Genomic DNA, 23,251 nt, shown 5'->3' with positions numbered 1-23,251 from the left:
CTCACCGCCCGAACTGCGGACGCGCGCGTAGTCCGTCGAGGATCTGGCTGCCGAGCATGGTGACATCACCCGCGCCCATGGTGATCACCACGTCGCCGGGCAGCGCCAACCCCGCCACCTGCCGTCCCACCCGGGACATATCGGGTTGGTAGTGCACCGGTTTGGTGACCGACTGGGCCACCAGCGCGCCGTTGACGCCGGGCAGCGGCTCCTCGCGGGCGCCGTAGACGTCGAGCACCACCACCTCGTCGGCCAGGCCGAGCGCGGCGCCGAACTCACCGGCGAATGTCGCGGTGCGGCTGTAGAGGTGCGGCTGGAACACCACGATCACCCGGCCGCGCCGCGAACGCGCACCGTCGGCGGCTTCCTGCTCGACCAGCGCCGCGGCGGCGCCGAGCACCGCGCGGACCTCGGTGGGATGGTGGGCGTAATCGTCGAAGACGCGCACACCGTTCTCCCGGCCGACGAACTGGAACCGGCGGTGCACGCCGCCGAAGCCCTCCAGGCCCTGGATGATCTCGTCGATATCGGCGCCGGCGGCCCGGGCGGCCAGCAGCGCGGCCAGCGCGTTGAGCGCCATATGCCGGCCGGGCACCGACAGCCGCAGGGTGCGCGGGGCGGGCTCGCCGTCGAGCTGGAATTGCGCCAGACCGCCGACATCGCGCGGCTCCCAGCTGTGCAGCCGCACCCCGACCGGGACCGGCGCGTCGCTCAGCTCGCCGGAGCCGTAGCCGAGGACCTGGATGCCCTTGGCGGCCAGCCGGTCACCGACCCGCTCGGCCAGCGCGCGGGAGCCGGGATCGTCGAGACAGACCACCAGCAGTCCGCCGGGGGCGAGCCGGTCGGCGAAATCGTCGAAGACCTGGGTGTAGGCCTCGTCGGAGCCGAAGTAGTCCAGGTGATCGGATTCGATATTGGTGACCACGGCGACGTCGGGGTCGTATTGCAGCAGTGAACCGTCGCTCTCGTCGGCCTCGGCCACGAAGATGTCGCCGCTGCCGTGATGGGCGTTGGTGCCCGCCTCGTTGAGTTCACCGCCGACCGCGAACGACGGGTCGACGCCGCAGTGCTGCAACGCCACGATCAGCATCGAGGTGGTGGAGGTCTTGCCGTGGGTACCCGAGACCAGCAGCGTGCGATGCCCGCTCATCAGCGAGGCCAGCACGGCCGGACGCAGCAGCACCGGGATATCGCGCCGATTCGCCTCGACCAGTTCAGGATTGGATTTGGGGATGGCGGCGTAGGTGGTGACGACGGCGGTGGGGCCGCCGGGCAGCAGGTCCAGCGCGCTGGCGTCGTGACCGATGCGCACCTGGGCGCCGCGGGCGCGCAGCGCGAGCACACCGCGGCTCTCCTTGGCGTCCGAGCCCGATACCGCGCCGCCGCGGGAGAGCAGGATCCGGGCGATGCCCGACATTCCGGCCCCGCCGATGCCGACCATGTGCACCCGTTCCAGTGCCGGCGGCAGCGCCGCCCGTGCCTCGGTGCTCGCGTCCCCGGTCATCGGCGCGCCGCCCGGATGGCGATGCGGGCAACCTCGTCGGCGGCGTCGCGATGGCCGGCGCCTGCGGCGGCGCGGCCCATCTCGGTCAGCCGTGCGGGGTCGGTGAGCAGGGCAATCACCTCATCGATCACATAGGAGGACGTCAGCTGGGAGTCGGCCACAATTGTGCCACCACCGGCGGCGACGACGGGGCGGGCGTTGAGCTCCTGCTCGCCGTTGCCGTGCGGCAGCGGAACATACACCGCGGGCAGTCCCACCGCGGATACCTCCGCGACGGTCATCGCGCCGGAGCGGCAGACCACCGCGTCGGCGGCGGCGTAGGCCAGATCCATCCGGGAAAGGTACGGCACCGCGACATAGGGCGCCGACGGCGTGCCCGGCGGCAACTCCAGGGTGTTCTTGGGCCCGTGCGCGTGCAGCACCGAGATACCGGCCGCGGCCAGTTCCTTCGCCGCGCCCGAAACCGCCTCGTTCAGCGTGCGCGCGCCCTGCGAGCCGCCGAACACCAGCAGCACCGGACCGTCGGCGGGCAGGCCGAAGTGGGCGCGGGCCTCGGCGCGCAGCGCGGCCCGGTCCAGCGAGGTGATGGCCGAGCGCACCGGGATGCCGATGACCTCGGCACCGCTGAGTCCGGAATCCGGCACGGCGGCCAGCACCCGGGCCGCCACGCGCGCGCCGACCTTGTTGGCGATACCGGCCTTGGCGTTGGCCTCGTGCACCACCACCGGCACCGCGCGCCTGCGCCGCAGCACACCGCGTCCGGCGGCCAGGTAGGCGGGCAACGCCACATAGCCGCCGAAGCCGATGATCACATCGGCGTCGACCGCGTCGATGACAGCACGGGCGGCGGCCACCGACGCGCGCACCCGTCCGGGCAGGCGCAGCAGGTCGGCGCTGGGTTTGCGGGGCAGCGGCACCGGCGGGATCAGTTCCAGCGGGTAGCCGCGCTCGGGCACCAGCGTCGTCTCGAGGCCACGGGCGGTGCCGAGTGCGGTCACCCGGATCGCCGGGTCGAGGCGGCGCAGGGCATCGGCCACGGCCATCGCCGGTTCGATATGACCTGCGGTGCCGCCGCCCGCGACGACCACCGAGAGTGCCGTCCCTTGCGCGTCCGAGGTGCGGGTGGCCCCGCTCACCGCGGTGTGCTCGTTCGCGGACTGGCTTGCACTCACCTGGATCTTCCTCGTTCTCTCGCGTGTGTGACCGGATAGTTCGGCTCCCAGGCGCGGGTCGCGCGCGCCGAGCTGGTGCCGCGGCTCTGGGCCGAGCGCCGCCGTGGTTCGGCGCCGCGTTGCGCCCCGGTGCGTGGTCGGCGCGCCGGCGGCGGCCCGCCGCGCTGTCCGGGCTTGGCCCGCGCCGCCGACCGAGCCCGGGCCGCCTCGGCCTTGGCCGGGGCGTACACCTCCGGTTTGGGCAGTCGAAGCAATCTACTGAACCGCCCGTCCTGCCCGGCGTGCAAGGCCGCGACGGCCTCGGGTTCGTGCCGGGCGGCATTGGCGATGATGCCGAACATCAGCAGCGTGATCGCCAGCGAGGAACCACCGGCCGAGACCAGCGGCAGCTGCAAGCCGGTCACCGGCAGCAGCCCGACGACGTAGCCGATATTGATCAGCGCCTGCCCGGTGATCCAGGTGGTCGCGGTGGCGGTCAGCAGCCGCAGGAACGGGTCGGCCGAGCGGGCGGCGATGCGCAGACCGGTGTAGACGAACAGCGCGAACAGCCCCAGCACCAGCGCGCAGCCCAGGAAGCCGAGTTCCTCGCCGATGATGGCGAAGATGAAGTCGTTGTGCGAGTTGGGCAGGTAGTTCCATTTGGCGCGGCTCTGGCCCAGTCCGCGGCCCCAGATGCCGCCGTCGGCGAGGGAGAACTTGGCCTGCATGGCCTGATAGTTGATGCCCTGCGGGTCGTCGCCGGGGTTGAAGAAGGCACGCATGCGGTCGGAGCGGTACCCGGCCGACAGCGCGAGCACACCGGCGGCGATCACACCGGAGATCGCGATCGTCACGAACAGCCGCACCGGCAGCCCGCCGAACCACAGCAGCGCCGCCAGCACGATGCCGACGGCGATGGTGGTGGACAGGTTGGGCTGCAACACGATCAGCAGACACACCAGCAGGCCCGCGGGCACCAGCGGCACCAGGATGTCCTTGAGCGCGGCGTGCTCGGAGCGGCGCGAGGCCAGCAGATGCGCACCCCACACCACCAGCGTCACCTTGACGATCTCCGACGGCTGGATCGAGAACGCGCCCAGGTCGATCCAGCGGCGGGCGCCGTTGACCTGCGAGCCGATGCCCGGGATCAGCACCAGCACCAGCGCCACCACCGACAGCGCGAACAGCGGGAACGACAGCTGACGCAGCCGCCGCAGCGGGATCCGCAACGCCAGATAGAACAGCACCGCACCGAGCGCGGCGTAGACCGCCTGCTGCACGAACAGCGAATAGGCCGACTTGCCGTCGGCGTAGGCCTCCACACTCGACGCCGACAGCACCATCACCAGACCGAGCACGGTGAGCAGGGTGGCGATGGTGACGACCAAGTGGAACGAGGCCAGCGGACGCGCCAGCCAGGCGCCGAAGCGCGTGCCCGGCCGCGGAGCCCGCGCCGGGGTCACAACCGCCGCCCGATGTCCCCGTCTTCCAGGGTGTGCACCGCGGCGGCGAAGCTACGGCCACGATGGGTGTAGTCGGCGAACATGTCCAGTGAGGCCGCGGCCGGGGCCAGCAGCACCGTGTCGCCGCGGCGGGCCAACCCGGCCGCCGCGCGCACCGCCTGTGCCATCACCTCGTCGGCGCCGGCTCTGCCCGCATCGTCATCACCCATGCCTGCATAGTCTCCCGAGGCCAGCTCCACCACGGGGACTTCGGGCGCGTGTCGCGCCAACGCGGTGGCGATGACCTCCGCATCGGTGCCGATCAGTACCGCCCCGACCAGCCGGTCGGCGACCTCTTCGATGAGGTCCTCCACCCCGGCGCCTTTGAGTTGACCGCCGGCCACCCACACCACGTGCGGATGCGCCAGGATCGACGACCGCGCGGCATGCGGGTTGGTGGCCTTGGAGTCGTCGATGAATTCGACCCCGCCCACCTCGCGCACGAACGCCGCCCGGTGCGGGCCGACCTTGTGTTCGATCAGGCCCTCGCGCACGAACTGCGGGGCCACGTCGATGGCGCGGGTCAGCGCGGCGGCGGCGAGGGCGTCGGCGACACCGGCCGGGCCGGGCGGGCTGACCTCCTTGGTTTCGGCCAGGATCGCGGCCTTGGTGAAGGCCCGGTCGAGCAGTTTGCCGTCGACCACGCCGAGTTCACCGTCGGCGGGGACGCCGACCCGGAAGCCGACGGTGCGTTTGGCCTTGGACTTGCGCGCCAGCGAGGCGGCCACCGGATCGTCGAGGCCGACCACGCCGACCCGGCCCACCAGCGCCCGCGCCTTCGCGGCGGCGTAGGCGTCGAGCCCGCCGTGCCAATCCAGGTGATCCTCGGCCACATTGAGCACCACGCCGGCCTCCGGGCGCACCGACGGCGCCCAATGCAGCTGGAACGACGACAGTTCCACCGCCAGCACCTGCGGGCCCGGGTTGCGGCGCAGCGCGTCCAGGATCGGCAGACCGATATTGCCGCAGGCCACGCTCGCGATACCGGCCGCGCGCAGGATCGAATGCACCATGTTGGTGGTGGTGGTCTTGCCGTTGGTGCCGGTCACCACCAGCCATTTGCGGACTTCGCCATAGAGGCGGGCCTGATCGACCCACCAGGCGAACTCCACATCGCCCCAGACCGGAATGCCTTCCGAGACCGCCGAGACCAGCACCGGCGAGTCCGGCCGCCAGCCGGGGCTGGTGATCACCAGCGCGAATCGGCTCCAGTCGGCGTATTCGAGTTCGGCGCAGGTGGCGACCTCGAGGCCGAGTTCGGCGGCCTCGGCCAGCGCCTTGGCGCCACCATCGGTGACGACCGGTTTGGCGCCGATGTCCTGGAGCGGCTCGATCAGCGAGCGCCCGGACACACCCCAGCCGGCCACCAGTACCTCACGGCCGCGCAGGAATTCGAGCATGGGGCCCGGCGAACGCAGGGCCCGCGGAGAATGTTCGACCATTGTCAGCTCACCCGACCGCGGAGAGATATTCGCTGTAGAACAGGCCGAGTCCGACCGCCGAGGCCATCGCGGCCAGCAACCAGAACCGGATGATCACCGTCGTCTCCGCCCATTTACTCAACTCGAAATGGTGATGGAACGGCGCCATCTTGAACAACCGGTTACGGGTGGTGCGGAACACCGCCACCTGCAACACCACCGACGCCGCCTCGGCGACGAACAGCGCGCCGATGACCACCATCAGCAGCTCGGTGCGGGTGGTGATGGACAGCCCGGCCAGCAGACCACCCAGGGCCAGCGATCCGGTGTCGCCCATGAAGATCTTGGCCGGGGCCGCGTTCCACCACAGGAAGCCCATGCAGGCCGCGGCGCCGGCGGCGCACACCAGCGCCAGGTCCAGTGGGTCGCGCACGTTGTAGCAGCCGGTCTCCGGCTTGGTCTCGCACGCGTGGTAGTACTGCCAGAACGTGATGATCACGTACCCGCCGAGCACCAGGCTCATCGATCCGGCGGCCAGGCCGTCGAGGCCGTCGGTGAGGTTCACCGCGTTCGACCAGGCCACCACCAGCAGGCAGACGAAGGCCAGGAACACGATCACGCCCATCGACACCGTGGTGATGTCGCGGACGTAGGACAGATGCCTGCTGGCCGGGGTCAGGCCGCTGTCACCGCGGAACTGCAACGCCAGCACACCGAACACCACCGCGGCGGTGAGCTGGCCGATGTACTTACCGGCGGCGGTCAGGCCGAGGTTGCGCCCCTTGCGGATCTTGATGAAGTCGTCGACGAAACCGACCGCGCCGAGCGCGGTGGCCAGGCCGAGCACCAGCAGCGCCGACGCCGACGGGCCCTCGGCGTCGTAGCCGATGCCGATCAGGTGCGAGCCGAGGTAACCGGCCCACATACCGATGATGATGGCAACGCCACCCATGGTGGGCGTGCCGCGCTTGGCCTGATGGCTGGCCGGGCCGTCGACCCGGATCTCCTGGCCGAAGCCCTGCTTGGCGAACATCTTGATCAGTAGGGGCGTCAAGAGGATCGACACCGCCAGCGCGATCCCCGCCGCGAACAGAATCTGTCTCATCGCACTGCCTCCGCGCTACCCCTGCGTCCATCCGGGCGAGCCTCGCCGGTCACATGCTCGGCGACGGCCCACAGGCCGACCGACTGCGACGCCTTGACCAGCACCACATCACCCGGCTCGACCGCGTCGTCGAGCAGCGCGATGGCCGCGCCGATATCGGGAACGAGGACCGATTCCTCGCCCCATGAGCCTTCCATCACCGCACCCTGATGCATCGCCCGGGACGGACGTCCGGTGCCGACCACCACCAGCCGGTCCACGTCCAGGCGGACCGCGAGCCGTCCGATGGCGTCGTGTTCGATCACCGACTCCTCGCCGAGTTCGGCCATCTCCCCCAGCACCGCCCAGCTGCGGCGCGGGGTGTCACCGGCCTTGGACATGGTGACCAGCGCCTTGAGCGCGGCCCGCACCGAATCCGGGTTGGCGTTGTAGGAATCGTTGATGACGGTGATGCCGTCGGTGGTGGTGCGCACATCCATCCGGCGGGCCGAGGCCGCGCGGGCACCGGACAGCGCCGCGACGATGGAGTCGAGATCGGCGCCGCATTCCAGCGCCACGGCCACCGCCGACAGCGCATTGCCGACCTGGTGTTCCCCGTGCACCGACAGCCGCACCGGCGCGCTGCCGGCCGGGGTGTGCAGGGTGAATTGCGCGCGCGCCTGGTCATCGAGGACGACGTCGGTGGCCCGGATCTCGGCGCGATCGGCCTGGCCGACCAGCACCACGCGGGCCTCGGTGCGCGCGGCCATGGCCGCGACCTGCGGATCGTCGGCGTTGAGCACGGCGAGGCCGGTCGAGGGCAGTGCCTCGACGAGTTCACCCTTGGCCTTGGCGATCGCCTCGCGGCTGCCGAACTCGCCGAGATGAGCGGTGCCGACATTGAGCACGACGCCGATGTTCGGCGGGGCGATCTCGGTGAGCGCGGCGATATGGCCGACACCGCGCGCCGACAACTCCAGCACCAGGAAGCGGGTGGAGGCGTCGGCCCGCAGGGCCGTCCACGGATGGCCGAGTTCGTTGTTGAACGAGCCGGGCGGGGCCACCACCGGGCCCAGCGGCGCCAAAACTGCGGCCAGCAGATCTTTCGTGGAGGTCTTGCCGGAGGAGCCGGTCACGCCGACGACGGTCAAACCGCCCGCCGCGACCAACCGTTCGACACTCGCGCGCGCCAGCTTCGCCAGCGCCGACAACACCGCCGCGCCGGAACCGTCGGTGTCGCCGGCCACCACCGCCGAATTCGCGGGCAGCGTCCCGGGACTGGGCGTCACCACGATCGCGGGCACCCCCACCGGACGCGCCGCCAGCACGGCGACCGCACCGGCCTCGACCGCCGCGGCCGCGTAATCGTGGCCGTCGGCGCGCTCACCCGGAAGGGCGAGGAAAACATCTCCGGGACCGATGTTGCGCGAGTCGAATTCGACCGAACCGGTCACCGTCACCTCCGGGTACGCGACGTCGTGCAGCGTGCCGCCGACGACGTCCGCGATATCCCGCAGTGTCATCTCGATCATGAAACCGTCAAGTCCTCCGCGTCCGAACCCTGCGGACTTCGCTGCTGTATCGCGGCCGCGAGCACCTCGCGGTCGTCGAACGGGTGCTTCACCCCGTGGATCTCCTGCCCTGCCTCGTGTCCCTTGCCCGCGACCAGCACCACGTCACCGGCGCGGGCCCAGGCCACCGCCGCGTCGATGGCGGCGGCCCGGTCGCCGATTTCGCGGATCTCGCCGCGTTCGGATTCCGGCACACCGAGCGCGCCTGCGCGCAGGGCGGCCCGGATGGCCGCCGGATCCTCGGTGCGCGGATTGTCGTCGGTGATGATCAGCAGATCGGCGCCGCGCGCACCGGCCGCGCCCATCAGCGTGCGTTTGCCCGTGTCGCGGTCGCCGCCCGCGCCGACCACCACGGCGAGCCTGCCGCCGGTGCCCGCCTCGTCCAGATGGGCGCGCAGGGTGGCGATGACCGATTCCACCGCGGCCGGTTTGTGCGCGTAGTCGACCAGCGCGAGAAAATCCTGGCCGCGCTCGACCCGCTGCATGCGGCCGGGCACGTCGACGGTGGCCAGGGCCGGTCCGGCGACCGCGGGCTCGACCCCCGCGGCCGCGCACAGCGCCAGCGCCAGCAGTCCGTTGGCGACGTTGTAGCGGCCCGGAAGACGCAGGCGCACAGCGGTTTCGCCGTGCGGACCGGCCGCGGTGAACTCCTGTTCAGCGCCGTGGGTGCGCACCGGGCCCGCGACCTGCCAGTCGGCCGGGCCGGTGGTGGCGACGGTGACCGGTGCGGGCAGGTCGCCGGCCAGGCGGCGGCCCCATTCGTCGTCGATGCAGATCACCGAGGTGCGCGCGGCCACCGGCGACTGCGGCTCGAACAGCCTGCGCTTGGCGGCGAAGTAATCCTCGAAGTCGGCGTGGAAATCCAGGTGGTCCTGGGACAGATTGGTGAATCCGCCCACCGCGAAACGCACGCCGTCGACCCGGCCCAGCGCCAGCGCGTGGCTGGACACCTCCATCACCACCGCGTCCACGCCCTGCTCGACCATCAGCGCGAACATCGCGTGCAGCTGCGGCGCTTCCGGCGTGGTCAGCGCGCTCGGCACCCGGCGTCCGCCGATGCGGGTCTCGATGGTGCCGATCAGCGCGGTGGACAGCCCGGCGGCGGCCAGGCCGGCCTCCACCAGATAGGAGGTGGTGGTCTTGCCGGAGGTTCCGGTGATGCCGACGATGCGCAGCCGGCCCGAGGGGTTGCCGTAGATCGCGGCCGACAGCTCGCCGAGCACCTCGCGCGGACGTTCACGCACCAGCACCGGCACGCCCAGATCACCGGCCAGCTCGGCGCCTTCGGCGTCGGTGAACACCGCCACCGCGCCGCGGTCGACGGCAGCGCGGGCGAAGCGGGCGCCATGGGCGCGGGAGCCGGGCAGCGCGGCGAACAGATCACCGGGCACGACCGCGTCCGAACGCTGTTCGATACCGGTGATCACCAGGCCGGACGGCAGGTCCGAGCGCGGCTCGGCGCCGGTCAGATCCAGCAGGTCGGGCAGCGTCGACGACTTCGGCTCGGCCGGTCGTAGCGCGTGCTGGCTGGACTGCGCGGGCACAAGGTTCCTCTCTGCGATTTATGGTGCGTACACCGACGACGAGTCAGGTTACCGACGCCTGCTCGAGGGCAGGCAACGCGGTTCACGGATTCGGGTCCGCCGCGCCCGGGCCGGCCCACCGCGACAGCGGTCGCGGCAGGTCCAGCGGTTGCGGGCAACGGCATGAGCTCACGAGGCCTGGAGCACGAAACGCCTGGCCGGCTCGGTGGACGGCGGGATACGGTCGCGCTGCAACGCCCAGGAGGCGATGTTGTGGAACAGCGGCGCGGCCGACTGGCCGCCGCTGCCGTCGGCGCTGCGCACCGGGGCATCGAGCATCATGCCGATGACGTAGCGCGGGTCGTCGGCCGGGGCTATTCCGGCGAAGGTGATCCAGTACGACGAGGTCGAATAGCAGCCGCAGGCCGGGTCCACTTTCTGCGCGGTACCGGTCTTGCCCGCGATCTGATAGCCCTCGATCGCGGCCGGGACGCCGGTGCCCATCTGCACGCCCATCGGATCGCGCTGCACGACCGCCTGGAACATGGTGCGCAAGGTCTGCGCGGTCTGCGGGCTGACCACCCGCACACCCTCCGGCGTCGGCCGCTCGGTGCGGGTTTTGTCGGGGGCGATCTCGGCGCGCACGATGCGCGGCGGGATCCGCAGGCCGTCGTTGGCGATGGCCTGGTACATGCTGGTCATCTGCAAGGTCGTCATCGAAAGGCCCTGGCCGATCGGCAGGTTCGCGAAGGTGCCGCCGGACCACTGGTCGCGGGCGGGCACCCGGCCCGGGCTCTCACCGGGCAGGCCGACGCCGGTGCGCTGGCCGAGACCGAACCGCTGGAGCATGTCGGCGAAACGGTCCTCACCCACCCGCTGGGCGAGCATGAGGGTGCCGACATTGGAGGACTTTCCGAAGATCCCGGTGGTGGTGTAGGGCGCGACCCCGTGTTCCCAGGCGTCGCCGACGGTGACACCGGCCATGTGGATCTGGCCCGGCACCTGATGGACCTCGTCGGGAGTGGTGAGACCGTATTCGATGGCGGCCGCGGCGGTGACGATCTTGTTCACCGAGCCCGGTTCGAACGCGTGCGTCACCGACGGATTGTCCAGCGTCTCCGGTTTCCAATGTTCCGGGCCCAGCGACGGATTGAACGTGTTGTCGTTGGCCATCGCCAGCACCTGGCCGGTCTTGGCGTCCAGCACCACCGCCGAGGCCGACTGCGCGCCGGACAGATCCTTGGCCTGCTGCACCTGCTGCTGAACGTAGTACTGCAGATCCGAATCGAGCGTGAGTTCGATGCCGTAGCCGTTGACCGCGGGCACCCGGTCGCGCCAGCTGCCGGGAATCACCGCGCCATCGGCACCGCGGTCGTAGGTGTGCGAGCCGTCGGTGCCGGCCAGCAGCGAGTCCATCGACGATTCCAGCCCGATCTGGCCGTGGCCGTCCCAGCCGACGGCGCCGATGATGTTGGCCGCCAGCGAATCGCCCGGATACTCGCGCGGGTTCTGCGAGTCGGCGCCGACTTCCTTGAACTCGACCACGATCTCGGCGGCGATACGCGGATCGACATTGCGGGCCAGGTACACGAACGGCTCGTCGCTGTTGAGCAGCTCCAGCAGCTTCTTCTCGCTGGGGCCTTTGTCGCCGAGTTTCTCGTGGATGGTGGCGGCGATATCGCGCAGCCGCTGTTCGGGATCGGGCGCGGAATCGTCCTTGGCCTTGGCCTCGGCCAGATCCTTACGCACCTTCACGGGCTGGAAGTGCAGTTCCTTGGCCGTGACGGTGAACGCGAGTGCCTTACCGTTGCGGTCGGTGATCGGGCCGCGCATGGCCTCGTCCACCCAGTGCGCGGTGCGCTGGCTGGCCGCCTGCGCCGACAGCCCCGGCGCGGAAATGCTCTGCACCCACAGCAATTGGATCGCGACGACGGCGAGCGCACCGAGCATCGCGATCCGCCCCACCCCCAACCGCATCCGCACCGGCCGGTCCAGCTGCGCCGCCGCGGGCCGCCGTCTGTTCACCGGCCCGCGACGGGAACGCCTCGCGGGTCCGGGCCGCCTCATCGTGCGGCCTCACCGGCGTTCGGCCGCACGGTCGGCGCGACGGCGGGGTGCCCGGGGGCGTTCTCGATGAGAGCCGGTGCGGCGGGAGCGGATTCGGCGGATGGATGTGGTGGGTCTACCGGTGCGGGCGCAGGGGCGGTGGCCGGGACAGCCGGTCCTGCGGCCGAAGGACGATCGCCTGCCGGTGCGGGCGTGCTCTGATCCCTGGTGGACGCCGGGTTCGACCCAGCGACGGCGGCCGCGGGGGCCGGGACGGGTACCTCGACAGCAGCCTGCTGACGTGCGGCGGGCGCGACGGCTGCCGCCGGGGCCGAAGCCGCGGTTTGTCCGGGCATCTGTGCGGGCGCCGGATTTTCGGCGGGGCCGGATGCGGGAGCCGATGCCGGGGCGTTGGCCGGTGCGGGGACCGGAGCCGCGGGAGGAGCCGGTGCGGTGGCGGGAGCGGGCGCTCCGTCTGCCGGGGCGGCGGCGGGGGTGGGGGCAAGTCCGGCGGCCGGGGCGGCCGGCGGTGCAGGCGCGTCAGCCGCAGGTCCGGGCGCGGCCGCCGGGGCGGCCGCAGGGCCGGGCGCGGGGGCGGCGGGAGCAGGGCCAGCCGCCGGGTCGGCAGGCACGGGCGCTTGGGCTCCTGCCGGAGCGGGAGCAGGTTCGGGTGCCGCGCCCGGAGCCGGGGCCGCGGCGGGCACGGGTGCCGGCTCGCCGGCCGGTGCCGGTCCCTCTGCGGGTGCCGGGCCCGCCGCGCCTTCCGGAGCCGGAACGCCGGCAGCGGCCGGGTTCGGCGCAACCGCCGGGTTCGGCGCAGCCGCCTGGTTCGGCGCAGGCGCCGGGCTCGGCGCGGCCGGGGTCAATCCGGCGCCTACCGGGGGTGCGGCGTTGATCTGGGCGCCGTCGGGGCGGTCGGCGGGGGCGCGGGGGGTCGAGGTGACCGGGACGACGCGCTCGCCCTGGCTCTGCGGGGTGCCCGGGCGGTCTGTGGCGCGGGTGGGCGGCGGGCTCAGCGGGGGCACCGGTGCGCCCTCGGCCGGCTTGGGGTCGCCGATGACGATGATGCTGCCGTCGGGCGCGACCACCAGGCGCGCCGGGTCCTTGGCCGGGATCATGCCGAGTTCGCGGGCCCGCGCGGCGAGTTCGGGCGCCGAGTCGGCGGCCTCCACCTCCCGTTGCAGGGCGGCCCGCTCGTCGGCGAGGGTCTGGTTCAGCTTCCTGGCGTCGCTGAGCAGGTAGCTGTCCTCGGCGGCACGGGTGGTGAGCAGCAGGGTGAGGGCGAGCCCGCAGGCGAGCAGGGCCAGGATCGCCGCGACGAACGGGATCCGGGTGGCCATGAGCGAGGTCCGCGGCAGCACCGCATCGCCGCCCGCGACCCCTTCGGCGCGCAGCTTGCGGCGGGCGTAGGCCCGTTGCGCCGCACCCGATTTCACCCGCTCGGCGGCCTGCACTCGGCGGGCGATCCGCCCGGGCTCGGCGACGGTCCGTGTCCGCACGCTCACGCTGCGCCCTCCTTTTGCCTGACCGGGCCGCTGTCCGGGTTCAGCCGAACCGCCGCCCGCGGGCACCGACCCGCTCGTGCGGACCGCCTCCCGTCTCCCCGTCGGAGGCTGCCCGAGCGTTGTCGTCGCCCTGCTCATGCACCCTCCTGAATCCGTTCCGCTGCGCGCATCCGCACCGGGGCGGCGCGCGGGTTGTCCTCGATCTCTGCTTCGGTGGCCTGTTCGGCGCCCCGGGTGAGCAGCCGGAATTCCGGCCCCATCCCCGGCAGTTCCACCGGCAGGCCGACCGGCGTGCGCGAGGCCGCACGCTGGGCCAGTTCGTGTTTGACGACGCGGTCCTCGAGCGACTGATACGACATGACCACGATCCGGCCACCCACGCGCAGCGCGTTAAGCGCCGCGGGCAGTGCGGCCCGCAGCGATTCCAGTTCACCGTTGACCTCGATCCGCAGCGCCTGGAAGGTGCGTTTGGCCGGGTGTCCGCCGGTGCGCCGGGTGGCGGCGGGGATGGTGTCGTAGAGCAGTTCGACCAGCTGGGCGCTGGTGGTGAACGGCCGCTGCTGCCTGCGCCGCACGATCTCACTGGCGATCCGGCCGGCGAAGCGTTCCTCGCCATAGGTTTTCAGGATCCGGGCCAGATCGCCGTGGCTGTAGGTGTTGAGCACATCGGCGGCGGTGGGCCTGGTGGTCGGGTCCATCCGCATGTCCAGCGGGGCGTCCACCGAGTAGGCGAAGCCGCGGTCGGTCTCGTCCAGTTGCATCGACGAGACACCCAGGTCCATCAGGATGGCGCTGACCGAGCCGGTGGCGGGCAGGCCCGCTTCGGCGAGGGCGTCGGCGATGCCGTCGTATCGGGTGTGCACCAAGCTGATTCGGTCCTGGTACGGCCGCAACCGCTCGCCGGCGAGCGCGAGAGCATTGGTGTCGCGGTCGAGCCCGACCAGCCGGATCTGCGGGTAGGTGCGCAGGAAATGTTCGGCGTGCCCGCCCAATCCGAGGGTGGCGTCGAGGTAGACGGCGCCGGACTCACCGAGCGCGGGCCCGAGCAATTCGTCGGCGCGCTCGAGCAGGACCGGGACATGGCGCGGGCCGTGCTGTTCACGGTTCACCTCGACCTCCCGGATCTTGCCTCGCTTCGTCACGCACCGATATCGGGTCGCCTTGTTCCACAGTGTTTTCGGCGGACACTGCGGGTAGATGGGTAGTGCTGTAGTGAGTGATGGCTCTGGAATGGTTGCTGTGAGCAGCGAATGCTGCGGGATTCGGACCGGATGTCGGTGACGAATGCCCCGTGGTCTCTGACCGAAGCGGCACCTGGCGTCGGGGAAGTACGTCAGGGTCCGCATCCGGGCAGAGGCCGCGTGGCACTCGTGCGGCGCTAGAAGATCCCGCCCAGCGACTCGTCTCTCGCTTGTGCGTAGTCCTCCTCGTGTTCGGCGAGGTAGGACTCCCACGCCTGCTTGTCCCATATTTCGAGGAAGTCGACCGAGCCGATCACCACGCAGTCCCGTGACAGGTTGGCGTAGCGACGATGGTCGGCCGACAGCACGATCCGGCCCTGAGCGTCCGGACGCTGTTCGTCCGTGCCTGCCGCGAGAGCCCGGACGAAAGCCCGTGCCTGCGGATTGCTTCGAGACGCCGCCGCGGCCCGCCGCGCGAGCGCGGTGAACTCCTCTTTGGGGTACACGGCCAGGCTGTGGTCCTGCCCCTTCGTGACCATCAACCCTCCCGCCAGATCGTCTCGAAACTTCGCAGGCAACGTGAGTCGCCCTTTGTCGTCCAATCGAGGTGTGTAGGTACCGAGAAACAACTCGACACCTCCCTACCGGACCACCTCGATCACGCATGGCCGGAACTCGCTCCGGCCGAGCGCCTTACGGCCTCTCCTGTAGTGCGCGCTCCACATTACCCCACTTTCCCCCACTTTCAATCGAAACACGGGGTGATCTGGCTCCCCGCTTTCGCGATTGCCCAGGTCATCCCAGCTATCACTGGGTGGAAGAACTTTTCCGGCGCTTCACCTCCCCGCGCGCGTCCGATCCGGGCGAGCCCGACAACTACCAGCAAACTCCCAGGTGCGTCCAGGAATCCGGGTGTGGTGGGGGAAGGTGGAGCGCGTCGTGGGGCGATGTGGGGATCAGCGGGCCGAGCGGGAACGGGCCGACCGGTCGGCACGACACGCCGTGGGCGCCAAGGGGTATGGACAGACAGACGAACGGCGGTGCGGCACCGGGTTTCCGGTACCGCACCGCCGTTCGCTGTGAACCTGTGGGCGAGCGGGTGCAGTTACTCCTGCTCGAACCTTCTGCGGAAGCGATCTTCCATGCGCTCGGAGAAGCCGCCGGAGCGGCGCTGACGCCCGCGTCCACCGGAGCCGGGACCGGACGGACCGCTCGACGGCGCGTCGCCGCCGCGGTCGCTGCCGCCGGCCTTCTTGGAGCCACCGAGCAGCAGCAGCACTCCGGCACCGAACATGACGATGAATCCGATCAAGCTGATGATCGGGAAGCCGCCCGGCTTCACCGGCGCGGCGATACCTGCGACGAGTAGGAACAGGCCGAGGACGAACAAGGCGGCGGCCTGAAGTCTGCGTCTACTCGAGGTCGTACGAAGGCGTCCGCCGCGGACGGACGAGGCGAACTTCGGATCCTCAGCATAGAGCGCGCTCTCGATCTGTTCGAGCATGCGCTGCTCGTGCTCGGAGAGTGGCACGGTACCTCCCCCGGCACTAGGACGTGGCTGTCGCCTCCGGGTAGGCGACAGATAGCCGACCTTGGCGGCTATCTGTCTCCAATGATACGAGTTCGATCAGGGCCGTACCACCTACTCGCCGATAACTCGCGGGCCGATCCGCAACTCCGGCTCGGCCGGACCACGTAATCGGGCCGCGGGCGCGATCAAATCCTCCACGTCGTGCAGGAACGCACCGACCCGCGAGTAGAACTCGTCGGCCTGGGTGTGGCCTATCTCGCGGGGCAGGCCGGCCTCGAGCGCGGCGCGGGTCTCGGAATGGGCGCTGAAGTAGTCGGCCCACATCACGAATTCCGGGGCGGCGCGTTGCAGCATGACCCAGGCGTTGCGGGAGCGGGCGCGCGGCGCGGCATCGGCGCCGGTGGCCGCCAGCACCGCACCCGCACCGCGCAGGGCGGCCAGGTAGGCGGTGCGGAAACGCTCGCGGGGATCGTGCTCCCCCGCGGCTTCCATCAAGAGCCCGTCGGCGCGCCGCAACAACATGCCCGCACGCCCGGGCCGGCCCGGATGAACGTTTCGACCAGACATCAGCCGTCCCTCCACCAGTCGCACACCCCGGCCCGAGACCGATGGCCGACCGGACGGTCGGCACCGCACGAACCGAACAGGTATTCGAACGTTTGAATTGAGCTTGAATATAAGGACGACCACCGACATGTTTTTCCGCACGCGCCTCCAGCGTCCCCACCTCACGAGAGCCATGACCGCCGTCAAGCCACATCACACCCCCGCACCGGTCGTCGTCGACCTCTCGGTCACGGCGCTGCGCGCCCGGTTGCACGACGCGCTCGCGGTGTACGTCGCGGCGATGGATTATCCGCGCGGCACCGGACACCATCGCGCGCCCATGTGGACCGAGCACACCTCGCGCGCGGGCTGGCAGGCCGTGGCCGCGGTGATCCCGGACGACTCCGGCTACTTCGACGTGCGCACCTCGCCGATCGTGGCCATCGGCTACGGCTACCGGGGCGCGCCGCATCAGTGGTGGCAGCAGCAGGTCTATACGGGTATGCGCCGGTCGAGCTGGCCGGAGCATTCGGCGCGGGAGCTGCTGTCGGATTATTTCGAGCTCACCGAATTGCATGTGCATCCGTCGGCGCAGGGCCGCGGCATCGGGTCGACGCTGCTGGAGCGGCTGCTGCGGGACCGTCCCGAGCGCGCGGTGCTGCTGTCGACGCCGGAGGTCGACGCCGAGGACAACCGGGCCTGGCGGCTGTATCGCCGCGCCGGGTTCGGCGATGTGGTGCGGCATTTCATCTTCGCCGGCGATACCAGGGAGTTCGCCATCCTGGGCCGGCGGTTGCCGCTGTGAGCTCGCGATGACCGTCGTTGTCGTCGGTTCCGGCCACAACGCGCTGGTCGCGGCCTGTTATCTGGCGCGGGCCGGGCACCGGGTGGAGGTGCTCGAGCGCGACGAGGTGTTCGGCGGTGCGGTGTCGACGGTCGAGCGCTTCCCGGGGCATCTGGTCGATCGCGGGTCCTCGGCGCACATCATGATCCGGCACACCGGCATCATCGAGGAGCTGGAGCTGGCGCGCTTCGGGCTGCGCTACATCGATTGCGATCCATGGGGTTTCACGCCCGCGGGCCCCGAGGGCGGCGCGCCGATCGTGTTCCATCGCGATCTGGACCGCACCTGCGCGTCGATCGCCGCGGCCTGCGGGGAACGCGACGCCGACGCCTACCGCCGGTTCGTGCGGGACTGGGGGCCGCGCAGCGCGCGGGTGATGCGCGCCTTCGGCGGCGGGCCCACACCCGGGCATCTGCTGCGCTCGTTCTGGGGGCTGGACGCGCGAGCCGGCGGTAGCGCGCTGTCGCACGAATTCCTGCAATCCGGAGACGCGCTGCTGGACAGCCTGTTCGACGACGAGCGGCTCAAGACCTCGCTGGCCTGGTTCGGCGCGCAGTCCGGGCCGCCCATGTCGGAGCCGGGTACCGCGCCGATGGTGGGGTTCGCGGCGCTGATGCATACGCTGCCGCCGGGTCGGGCCGTCGGCGGCAGCGGGGCGCTGACCTCGGCGTTGGTGGCGCGGCTGCGATCCGACGGCGGTGTGGTCACCGGCGGTGACGCGGTGCGCGAGCTGCGCCGCGACGGTGACGGCTGGCGGGTGCGCACGGCTTCCGGGCGGGAACTGGCGGCGCGCGCCGTCATCGCGGGCACGCACATTCTGACCACGCTGGATCTGCTGGGTGCGGGCGGTTTCGATGCTGCGACGCTGGCGGACTGGCGCCGGCGGATCCGGGTGGGTCCGGGCATCGGGATGGTGGTGCGCGCGGCGACGAACGCGCTGCCGTCGTATCCGGGCAGCTCGGCCGGGGAATCCGCGCGCGGGCTGCAATTCCTGGTGGCCGAGCGCAGGCAGTTGCGGGCCGCGCACGGTGCCGCGCTCGCCGGGGCGCTGCCGCCGCGTCCGGTGGTGCTGGCGATGAGCTTCAGTGCGCTGGACCCGAGTATCGCCGCGCCCGGCGAGCATCAGCTGTCGCTGTGGTCGCAGTGGCATCCCTACCGGCTGGCCGACGGCACTGACTGGGCGGGGCACGCCGAGGCCGAGGCCGACCGGATCATCGGCGAAGTCGATTCCTACGCACCCGGTTTCGCCGGGTCGGTGCTGCGCCGGTTCGTGCAGACGCCGGCCGATCTGGAGCGGGAGCTCGGGTTGCTCGGCGGCAATGTGATGCATGTGGAGATGTCGCTGGACCAGATGATGCTGTGGCGGCCGCTGCCGGAGCTGTCGGGACAGCGGGTGCCGGGCGCGCCGGGGCTGTATCTGACCGGCGCCTCGACCCATCCCGGCGGCGGCGTCTCCGGTGCCAGCGGGCGCACTGCGGCGCGGCTGGTGCTGCGTGATCAGGGCCGGTTCGCGCGGCTGCGCCGGCGATGAGCGGGGTCGGGCCGCGGGCGGGTCGCACCGTGAGCGCCAACGACCGCCGATGGTTCGGGCGGATCACGGTCGATCCCCGGCCGGCTGCCGGTGCACTGGTCCCCGGCGTGCTCGCGGTGCTGTGGGTGCTCAGTCAGATCGCGTATCCGTTGACCGGCGGCGCCGCCCGCGACCGGGTGACGGTGCTGGTGGTGGCGCTGGCGGCCGCGACCGCGTTGACCCACGCCGCCTACACCCGCGGCCCGCGTTATGCCGTCGGCGTGCTGGTCATCCTGTCCGGCACCGGTCTGCTCGCCGAGATCATCGGCACCGCCACCGGAATGCCGTTCGGCTGTTACGACTACGCCACCGATCGGCTGGGTCCCGCTCTGGCCGGCGTGCCGCTGGTGGTGCCGCTGGCCTGGACCGGCGGGGTGTATCCGATCTGGGTGGTGGCCGGATTGCTGGCCAGGCGGGTGTGGCAGCGGATTCCGGTCACCGCGGTGGGCGCGGTGGGGTGGGATCTGTTCCTGGACCCGCAGATGGTGGCCGACGGCCACTGGCGGTGGTGTGTCACCGATGCGGGACTGCCGGGCGTCGAACACATTCCGCTCACCAACTATCTGGGCTGGCTGCTGGTCGGGATCGTGATGGCGGTGCTGCTCACCGGCTGGGAACGCACGGCACCGCGGCGCCGTGGCGGGGACGCGGTGCCGGTGGCGATGTTCGCGTGGACCTGGCTCGGATCGACGCTGGCGCACGCGGTGTTCCTGGATCTACCCGCCTCGGCCTGGTACGGCGCGGTGGGCATGGGCCTGCTCGGGGTGCCGTTGCTGGTGCGGTTGATTCGCGATGCGCGCGCAGCGTCCGGCCGCCGGTCCGGCTGATCGCCGGGCGGTTGCGGGCGGGTTCGCCCACGTCGCGGCCCGGATCGAGTAGGTTCGGGGCAGTCGGCTGTCGCGGCGGCGGGCCCGGTCGCGGCAGCGCGTGCGGAACCCGATCGTGACGCGGCCCGGCGCCCGCTCGGCTTCGTCGTCCACGATCCGGAGGGAAGATGCAGGTATCGACCGCGGTATGGATCCCGACCCTGATCCTGATCGCCGGGCTGCTGCTGTTCGACTATGTCTTCCACGTGCGCAAGGCGCACACCCCCACCCTGCGCGAGGCGGCGATCTGGTCGGGGATCTATGTGGGGATCGCGGTGCTGTTCGGGATCGGGGTGCTGATCTTCGGCGGCGTGCAGATGGGCACCGAGTACTTCGCGGGCTATGTCACCGAGAAGGCGTTGTCGGTGGACAACCTGTTCGTCTTCCTGGTCATCATCGGCAGTTTCCGGGTGCCGCGCGAGGACCAGCAGAAGGTACTGCTGGTCGGCATCGTGTTCTCGCTGGTGGCGCGGACCGGGTTCATCTTTCTCGGCGCCTCCCTGATCAATGCTTTCGCGTGGGTCTTCTACGTCTTCGGTCTGCTGCTGCTGGTGACGGCGGGAAATATGCTCGCGCCGTCGGAGACCGAGACCCGGTCGGCGGACAATCTCGTGATCCGGGTGGCGAGGCGATGGTTTCGCACCTCACCCGATTACGACGGCGACAAACTGTTCACCGTGCGCGACGGCAAGCGCATGCTCACCCCGATGCTGCTGGTGATGGTGGCCATCGGCGGCACCGACGTGATGTTCGCCCTCGATTCCATTCCGGCGATCTTCGGCCTCACCCAGAACGTCTATGTGGTGTTCACGGTGACGGCATTCTCGCTGATGGGGTTGCGGCAGCTGTACTTCCTGATCGACGGGCTGCTCGACCGGTTGATCTACCTGTCGTTCGGGCTGGCCGCGATCCTCGGATTCATCGGGATCAAGCTGATCCTGCACGCGCTGCACGAGAACAACCTGCCGTTCATCAACCACGGCGAGCCCGTGCACGTGGGTGAGATCAGTACCGGTGCGTCGCTGCTGGTGATCCTGCTCGTGCTGGTGGTCACCGTGGTGGTGTCGGTGGTGAGTCCGCGCGGACGGGCCCAGCAGGCGGTGGCCAACGCGCGCAGGCATGCCACCGACTACCTCGACCTCGGCTACACCGCCGACCAGGCCGAACGCGACCGGATCTTCGGCCTGCTGCGCAGTGAGGAGCAGCGGCTGCGCGCCCTGCCGGAGAAGTACCGGCGCCGGATCCGGCAAGAGGACGAACTGATGCAGCTGCTGCGCGATGCCCACCGCCGTCACGACGAGAACGTGGCGATGCGCAGCAGATAGTCACGCCCACCTGGGACGACGCGGCCGATGCGCGGTGTCGCGTGCACGGCGCGCCGCACGCCTGGCACGATGTCACCCGTGCAGCCGAGTCCCGACACCACGACGCCCGACGCTCCGGTCACCTCGCCGCGTTCGCCCCGCCCCGGGATCCGGGTGACGGCGGCCGTCCTGCTGGCGGCTCTGCTGGTGCCGGTGCTGGCCGGTTGCCTGCGGGTGCAGGCGTCGATGGGTGTTTCGTCCAACGACCGCGTCTCCGGACGTATCGTCGCCGCGGTGATCCCCGCCAACCCCGAGGACAAGGGCCCGCAGCTGAAGGCGCCGGACACCCTCGCCACCAAGATGCGGGTGGAGCCCTACAGCCAAGACGGTTACGTCGGCAGCCAGGTGTTCTTCGACGATCTGAACTTCGGTGAGGTGCAGCAGCTCGGCCAGCTGTCCGACCAGACCCAGGGCATGTTCCAGTTACAGTTCCAGCGCACCGGCGACCTGGTGGCCCTCGACGGCCGGGTGGACCTGAAATCGGTTCCGCCGCACGGCTCGGACGTGCAGTTCAGCGTCGCGTTCCCCGCTCGCGTGGCCAAGACCAACGGCAATCGTGAGGGCGATTCAGTGGTCACCTGGAAGCTGCCGCCGGGCGATGTGACCAGGCTGCACGCCGAGGTGAGCTACGCCGACCCGAATACCCGCTCGTTCGCGGGCTGGGCGGGCATCGTCGGCGGCATCACTCTCGCCGTCGCCGCGGTGGTCGCGGCCATGGCCTACGTCAACCGCAATCCGGCTCCGCCGAACGCGCCGGCACCGAACTTCGACCTCGGGCGATGGTGGCGCGAAGTGCGCAGCGGTAGGTAAGGGTTGCCGGCCGGGCGGATTGGCCGAGCGACGATGCCTGGCGAGACGCGGGTGGTGTCGGCGATTCGGGTGGGTACCGGGATCGCGGTTGCGGGTTGCGCTGTGGCGATGGGGAATCTGCTGACGATGCGCCGGTTGCGCCCGGGCCCGCCGGTGGACGAGACCGTGGCCGTCTGCGTTCCGGCACGCAATGAGGCCGAGCGGTTGCCGGAGCTGATCGAGGATCTGCGCGCACAGACCGGCGTGCCCGGGCTGTGGGTGCTGATCCTGGACGACGGGTCGACGGACGATACGGAAGCGGCGGCCCGGCACGCGGCGGGCGACGACCCGCGCATCACGGTGCTGCGCGGCGACGACGAGCCCGAACCGGGCTGGACCGGTAAGGCCGCCGCCTGTGCCCGGCTGGCCGAAGCCGCCGCGGCGACCGGCGCCACGGTACTGGTCTTCATCGATGCCGATGTGCGGCTGGCACCTGCGGCGATCGCCGCCGCGGTGACGGAATTGCGCGCACGCCGTTTCGCGCTGGTCTCGCCTTGGCCCCGGCAGCTCGCGCACTCCCCCGCCGAACGCCTGGTCCAGCCCTTGCTGTGCTGGTCGTGGGCCACGACGCTGCCGGTGGTGCTCGCCGAGCGCGGCACGCGTCCCTCGATGGCGGTGGCGTGCGGGCAGTTCCTCGCTTTCGACGCGGCGGATTACCGGGCGATCGGCGGGCATGCGGCGGTGGCGGGCAGCGTCACCGAGGACCTCGATATCGCCAGGGCCTTGCGGCGCCATGGGATGCGCACTGCTGTGGTCGCGGCCGGATCGATGGCACGCACCCGCATGTACCGCGACGAGGCAGAGCTGGAGGCCGGCTACACGCGGTGGCTGTGGTCGGCATACGGCGGGTCGGCGGCCGGTGGTCTCGCGGTGGGAGCCGTTGCCGGCCTGGCCTATTGGCTGCCGCCGCTGGCCGCGCTCGCCGGACACGGGCGGGTGCGCCGGATCGGCCTGCTCGGTTATACGGCCGCCGTCGCGGGGCGCATCGTGGCCGGCTGTCTGGACAGCGGTACGGCGCCCGGTCGCGACGAGGTCGTTGCCGCGTGTGCGCATCCGGCGTCGGTCGCGGCCTACCTCTACCTCTGGACCCGGTCACGGCGAGCCCGACGACAGCACGCGCTGATGTGGAAGGGGCGCGCACTCACGCCGTGATGGCGAAGCGCTTCGCGCCGGGCAAGGGCTGAACTCAGCCT

The 23,251-nt window shown here is 71.0% G+C and carries 19 protein-coding genes; 6 read left to right on the top strand and 13 right to left on the bottom strand.

From position 1 onward, the window contains the following. Position 1: 1 nt before the first annotated feature. The 13 genes from murC to NOCYR_RS09340 all read right to left on the bottom strand — a co-directional run bounded on the left by murC (position 2) and on the right by NOCYR_RS09340 (position 16,586). Positions 2-1,504, bottom strand: coding sequence for a UDP-N-acetylmuramate--L-alanine ligase (murC, locus tag NOCYR_RS09400; RefSeq protein ID WP_014350126.1), 1,503 nt, complete (start codon positions 1,502-1,504; stop codon positions 2-4). Continuing rightward, positions 1,501-2,547 (bottom strand): undecaprenyldiphospho-muramoylpentapeptide beta-N-acetylglucosaminyltransferase, encoded by a 1,047-nt coding sequence (gene murG / locus NOCYR_RS09395; RefSeq protein ID WP_228798288.1) that lies wholly within the window; start codon positions 2,545-2,547, stop codon positions 1,501-1,503. The genes murC and murG overlap by 4 nt, the downstream gene beginning before the upstream one ends. Before the next feature lie 125 nt (positions 2,548-2,672). After that, a complete protein-coding gene (gene ftsW, locus NOCYR_RS09390) occupies positions 2,673-4,118 on the bottom strand; it encodes a putative lipid II flippase FtsW (protein ID WP_014350124.1) in 1,446 nt (481 codons plus the stop codon). Next, entirely contained in the window at positions 4,115-5,557 is a 1,443-nt protein-coding gene (gene murD / locus NOCYR_RS09385; protein WP_048833211.1) for a UDP-N-acetylmuramoyl-L-alanine--D-glutamate ligase, read from the bottom strand. The genes ftsW and murD overlap by 4 nt, the downstream gene beginning before the upstream one ends. Before the next feature lie 49 nt (positions 5,558-5,606). Next, positions 5,607-6,683: a phospho-N-acetylmuramoyl-pentapeptide-transferase gene (mraY, locus tag NOCYR_RS09380; RefSeq protein WP_014350122.1), complete on the bottom strand. Its 1,077-nt coding sequence runs from the start codon at positions 6,681-6,683 to the stop codon at positions 5,607-5,609. Next, complete coding sequence (locus NOCYR_RS09375) at positions 6,680-8,194, bottom strand: UDP-N-acetylmuramoyl-tripeptide--D-alanyl-D-alanine ligase (RefSeq protein WP_014350121.1); 1,515 nt, start codon at positions 8,192-8,194, stop codon at positions 6,680-6,682. Before NOCYR_RS09375 ends, mraY begins: the two co-directional genes overlap by 4 nt. After that, on the bottom strand, positions 8,191-9,777 hold the full coding sequence (locus NOCYR_RS09370) for a UDP-N-acetylmuramoyl-L-alanyl-D-glutamate--2,6-diaminopimelate ligase (RefSeq protein WP_014350120.1): 1,587 nt from the start codon (positions 9,775-9,777) through the stop codon (positions 8,191-8,193). The genes NOCYR_RS09375 and NOCYR_RS09370 overlap by 4 nt, the downstream gene beginning before the upstream one ends. Before the next feature lie 168 nt (positions 9,778-9,945). Continuing rightward, the gene (locus NOCYR_RS09365) at positions 9,946-11,823 is read right to left on the bottom strand and encodes a peptidoglycan D,D-transpeptidase FtsI family protein (RefSeq protein ID WP_081505358.1); all 1,878 of its coding nucleotides are present in this window, start codon (positions 11,821-11,823) and stop codon (positions 9,946-9,948) included. After that, positions 11,820-13,307, bottom strand: coding sequence for a hypothetical protein (locus tag NOCYR_RS30040; RefSeq protein WP_014350118.1), 1,488 nt, complete (start codon positions 13,305-13,307; stop codon positions 11,820-11,822). The genes NOCYR_RS09365 and NOCYR_RS30040 overlap by 4 nt, the downstream gene beginning before the upstream one ends. Before the next feature lie 134 nt (positions 13,308-13,441). Further along, the gene (gene rsmH / locus NOCYR_RS09355; protein WP_309139355.1) at positions 13,442-14,431 is read right to left on the bottom strand and encodes a 16S rRNA (cytosine(1402)-N(4))-methyltransferase RsmH; all 990 of its coding nucleotides are present in this window, start codon (positions 14,429-14,431) and stop codon (positions 13,442-13,444) included. 254 nt (positions 14,432-14,685) lie between these two features. After that, complete coding sequence (gene mraZ / locus NOCYR_RS09350; RefSeq protein WP_036535307.1) at positions 14,686-15,117, bottom strand: division/cell wall cluster transcriptional repressor MraZ; 432 nt, start codon at positions 15,115-15,117, stop codon at positions 14,686-14,688. A gap of 476 nt (positions 15,118-15,593) precedes the next feature. Continuing rightward, positions 15,594-16,019 (bottom strand): DUF3040 domain-containing protein, encoded by a 426-nt coding sequence (locus NOCYR_RS09345; protein WP_014350115.1) that lies wholly within the window; start codon positions 16,017-16,019, stop codon positions 15,594-15,596. Between the two features lie 111 nt (positions 16,020-16,130). Beyond that, positions 16,131-16,586 carry an SAV_6107 family HEPN domain-containing protein gene (locus tag NOCYR_RS09340; RefSeq protein ID WP_081505572.1) on the bottom strand — a complete coding sequence of 152 codons (456 nt, stop codon included), beginning with the start codon at positions 16,584-16,586 and terminating at the stop codon, positions 16,131-16,133. Between the two features lie 172 nt (positions 16,587-16,758). Between NOCYR_RS09340 and NOCYR_RS09335 the strand changes: the two genes are divergently transcribed. The 6 genes from NOCYR_RS09335 to NOCYR_RS09310 all read left to right on the top strand — a co-directional run bounded on the left by NOCYR_RS09335 (position 16,759) and on the right by NOCYR_RS09310 (position 23,210). Then, positions 16,759-17,370: a GNAT family N-acetyltransferase gene (locus NOCYR_RS09335; protein WP_014350113.1), complete on the top strand. Its 612-nt coding sequence runs from the start codon at positions 16,759-16,761 to the stop codon at positions 17,368-17,370. 7 nt (positions 17,371-17,377) lie between these two features. Then, complete coding sequence (locus tag NOCYR_RS09330; protein WP_014350112.1) at positions 17,378-18,940, top strand: phytoene desaturase family protein; 1,563 nt, start codon at positions 17,378-17,380, stop codon at positions 18,938-18,940. Continuing rightward, entirely contained in the window at positions 18,937-19,806 is an 870-nt protein-coding gene (locus NOCYR_RS09325) for a carotenoid biosynthesis protein (protein ID WP_014350111.1), read from the top strand. The genes NOCYR_RS09330 and NOCYR_RS09325 overlap by 4 nt, the downstream gene beginning before the upstream one ends. Before the next feature lie 167 nt (positions 19,807-19,973). Next, the gene (locus tag NOCYR_RS09320; RefSeq protein ID WP_014350110.1) at positions 19,974-21,170 is read left to right on the top strand and encodes a TerC family protein; all 1,197 of its coding nucleotides are present in this window, start codon (positions 19,974-19,976) and stop codon (positions 21,168-21,170) included. Between the two features lie 69 nt (positions 21,171-21,239). Then, positions 21,240-22,019 (top strand): LppM family (lipo)protein, encoded by a 780-nt coding sequence (locus tag NOCYR_RS09315; protein WP_048833210.1) that lies wholly within the window; start codon positions 21,240-21,242, stop codon positions 22,017-22,019. A gap of 33 nt (positions 22,020-22,052) precedes the next feature. After that, complete coding sequence (locus tag NOCYR_RS09310; protein ID WP_014350108.1) at positions 22,053-23,210, top strand: glycosyltransferase; 1,158 nt, start codon at positions 22,053-22,055, stop codon at positions 23,208-23,210. Positions 23,211-23,251 lie beyond the last annotated feature (41 nt).

This window comes from Nocardia cyriacigeorgica GUH-2 (assembly GCF_000284035.1).
Classification (GTDB): domain Bacteria; phylum Actinomycetota; class Actinomycetes; order Mycobacteriales; family Mycobacteriaceae; genus Nocardia; species Nocardia cyriacigeorgica_B.
The sequence above is the reverse complement of the archived record's forward strand: the minus strand, read 5'-3'. Positions and strand labels throughout refer to the sequence as shown.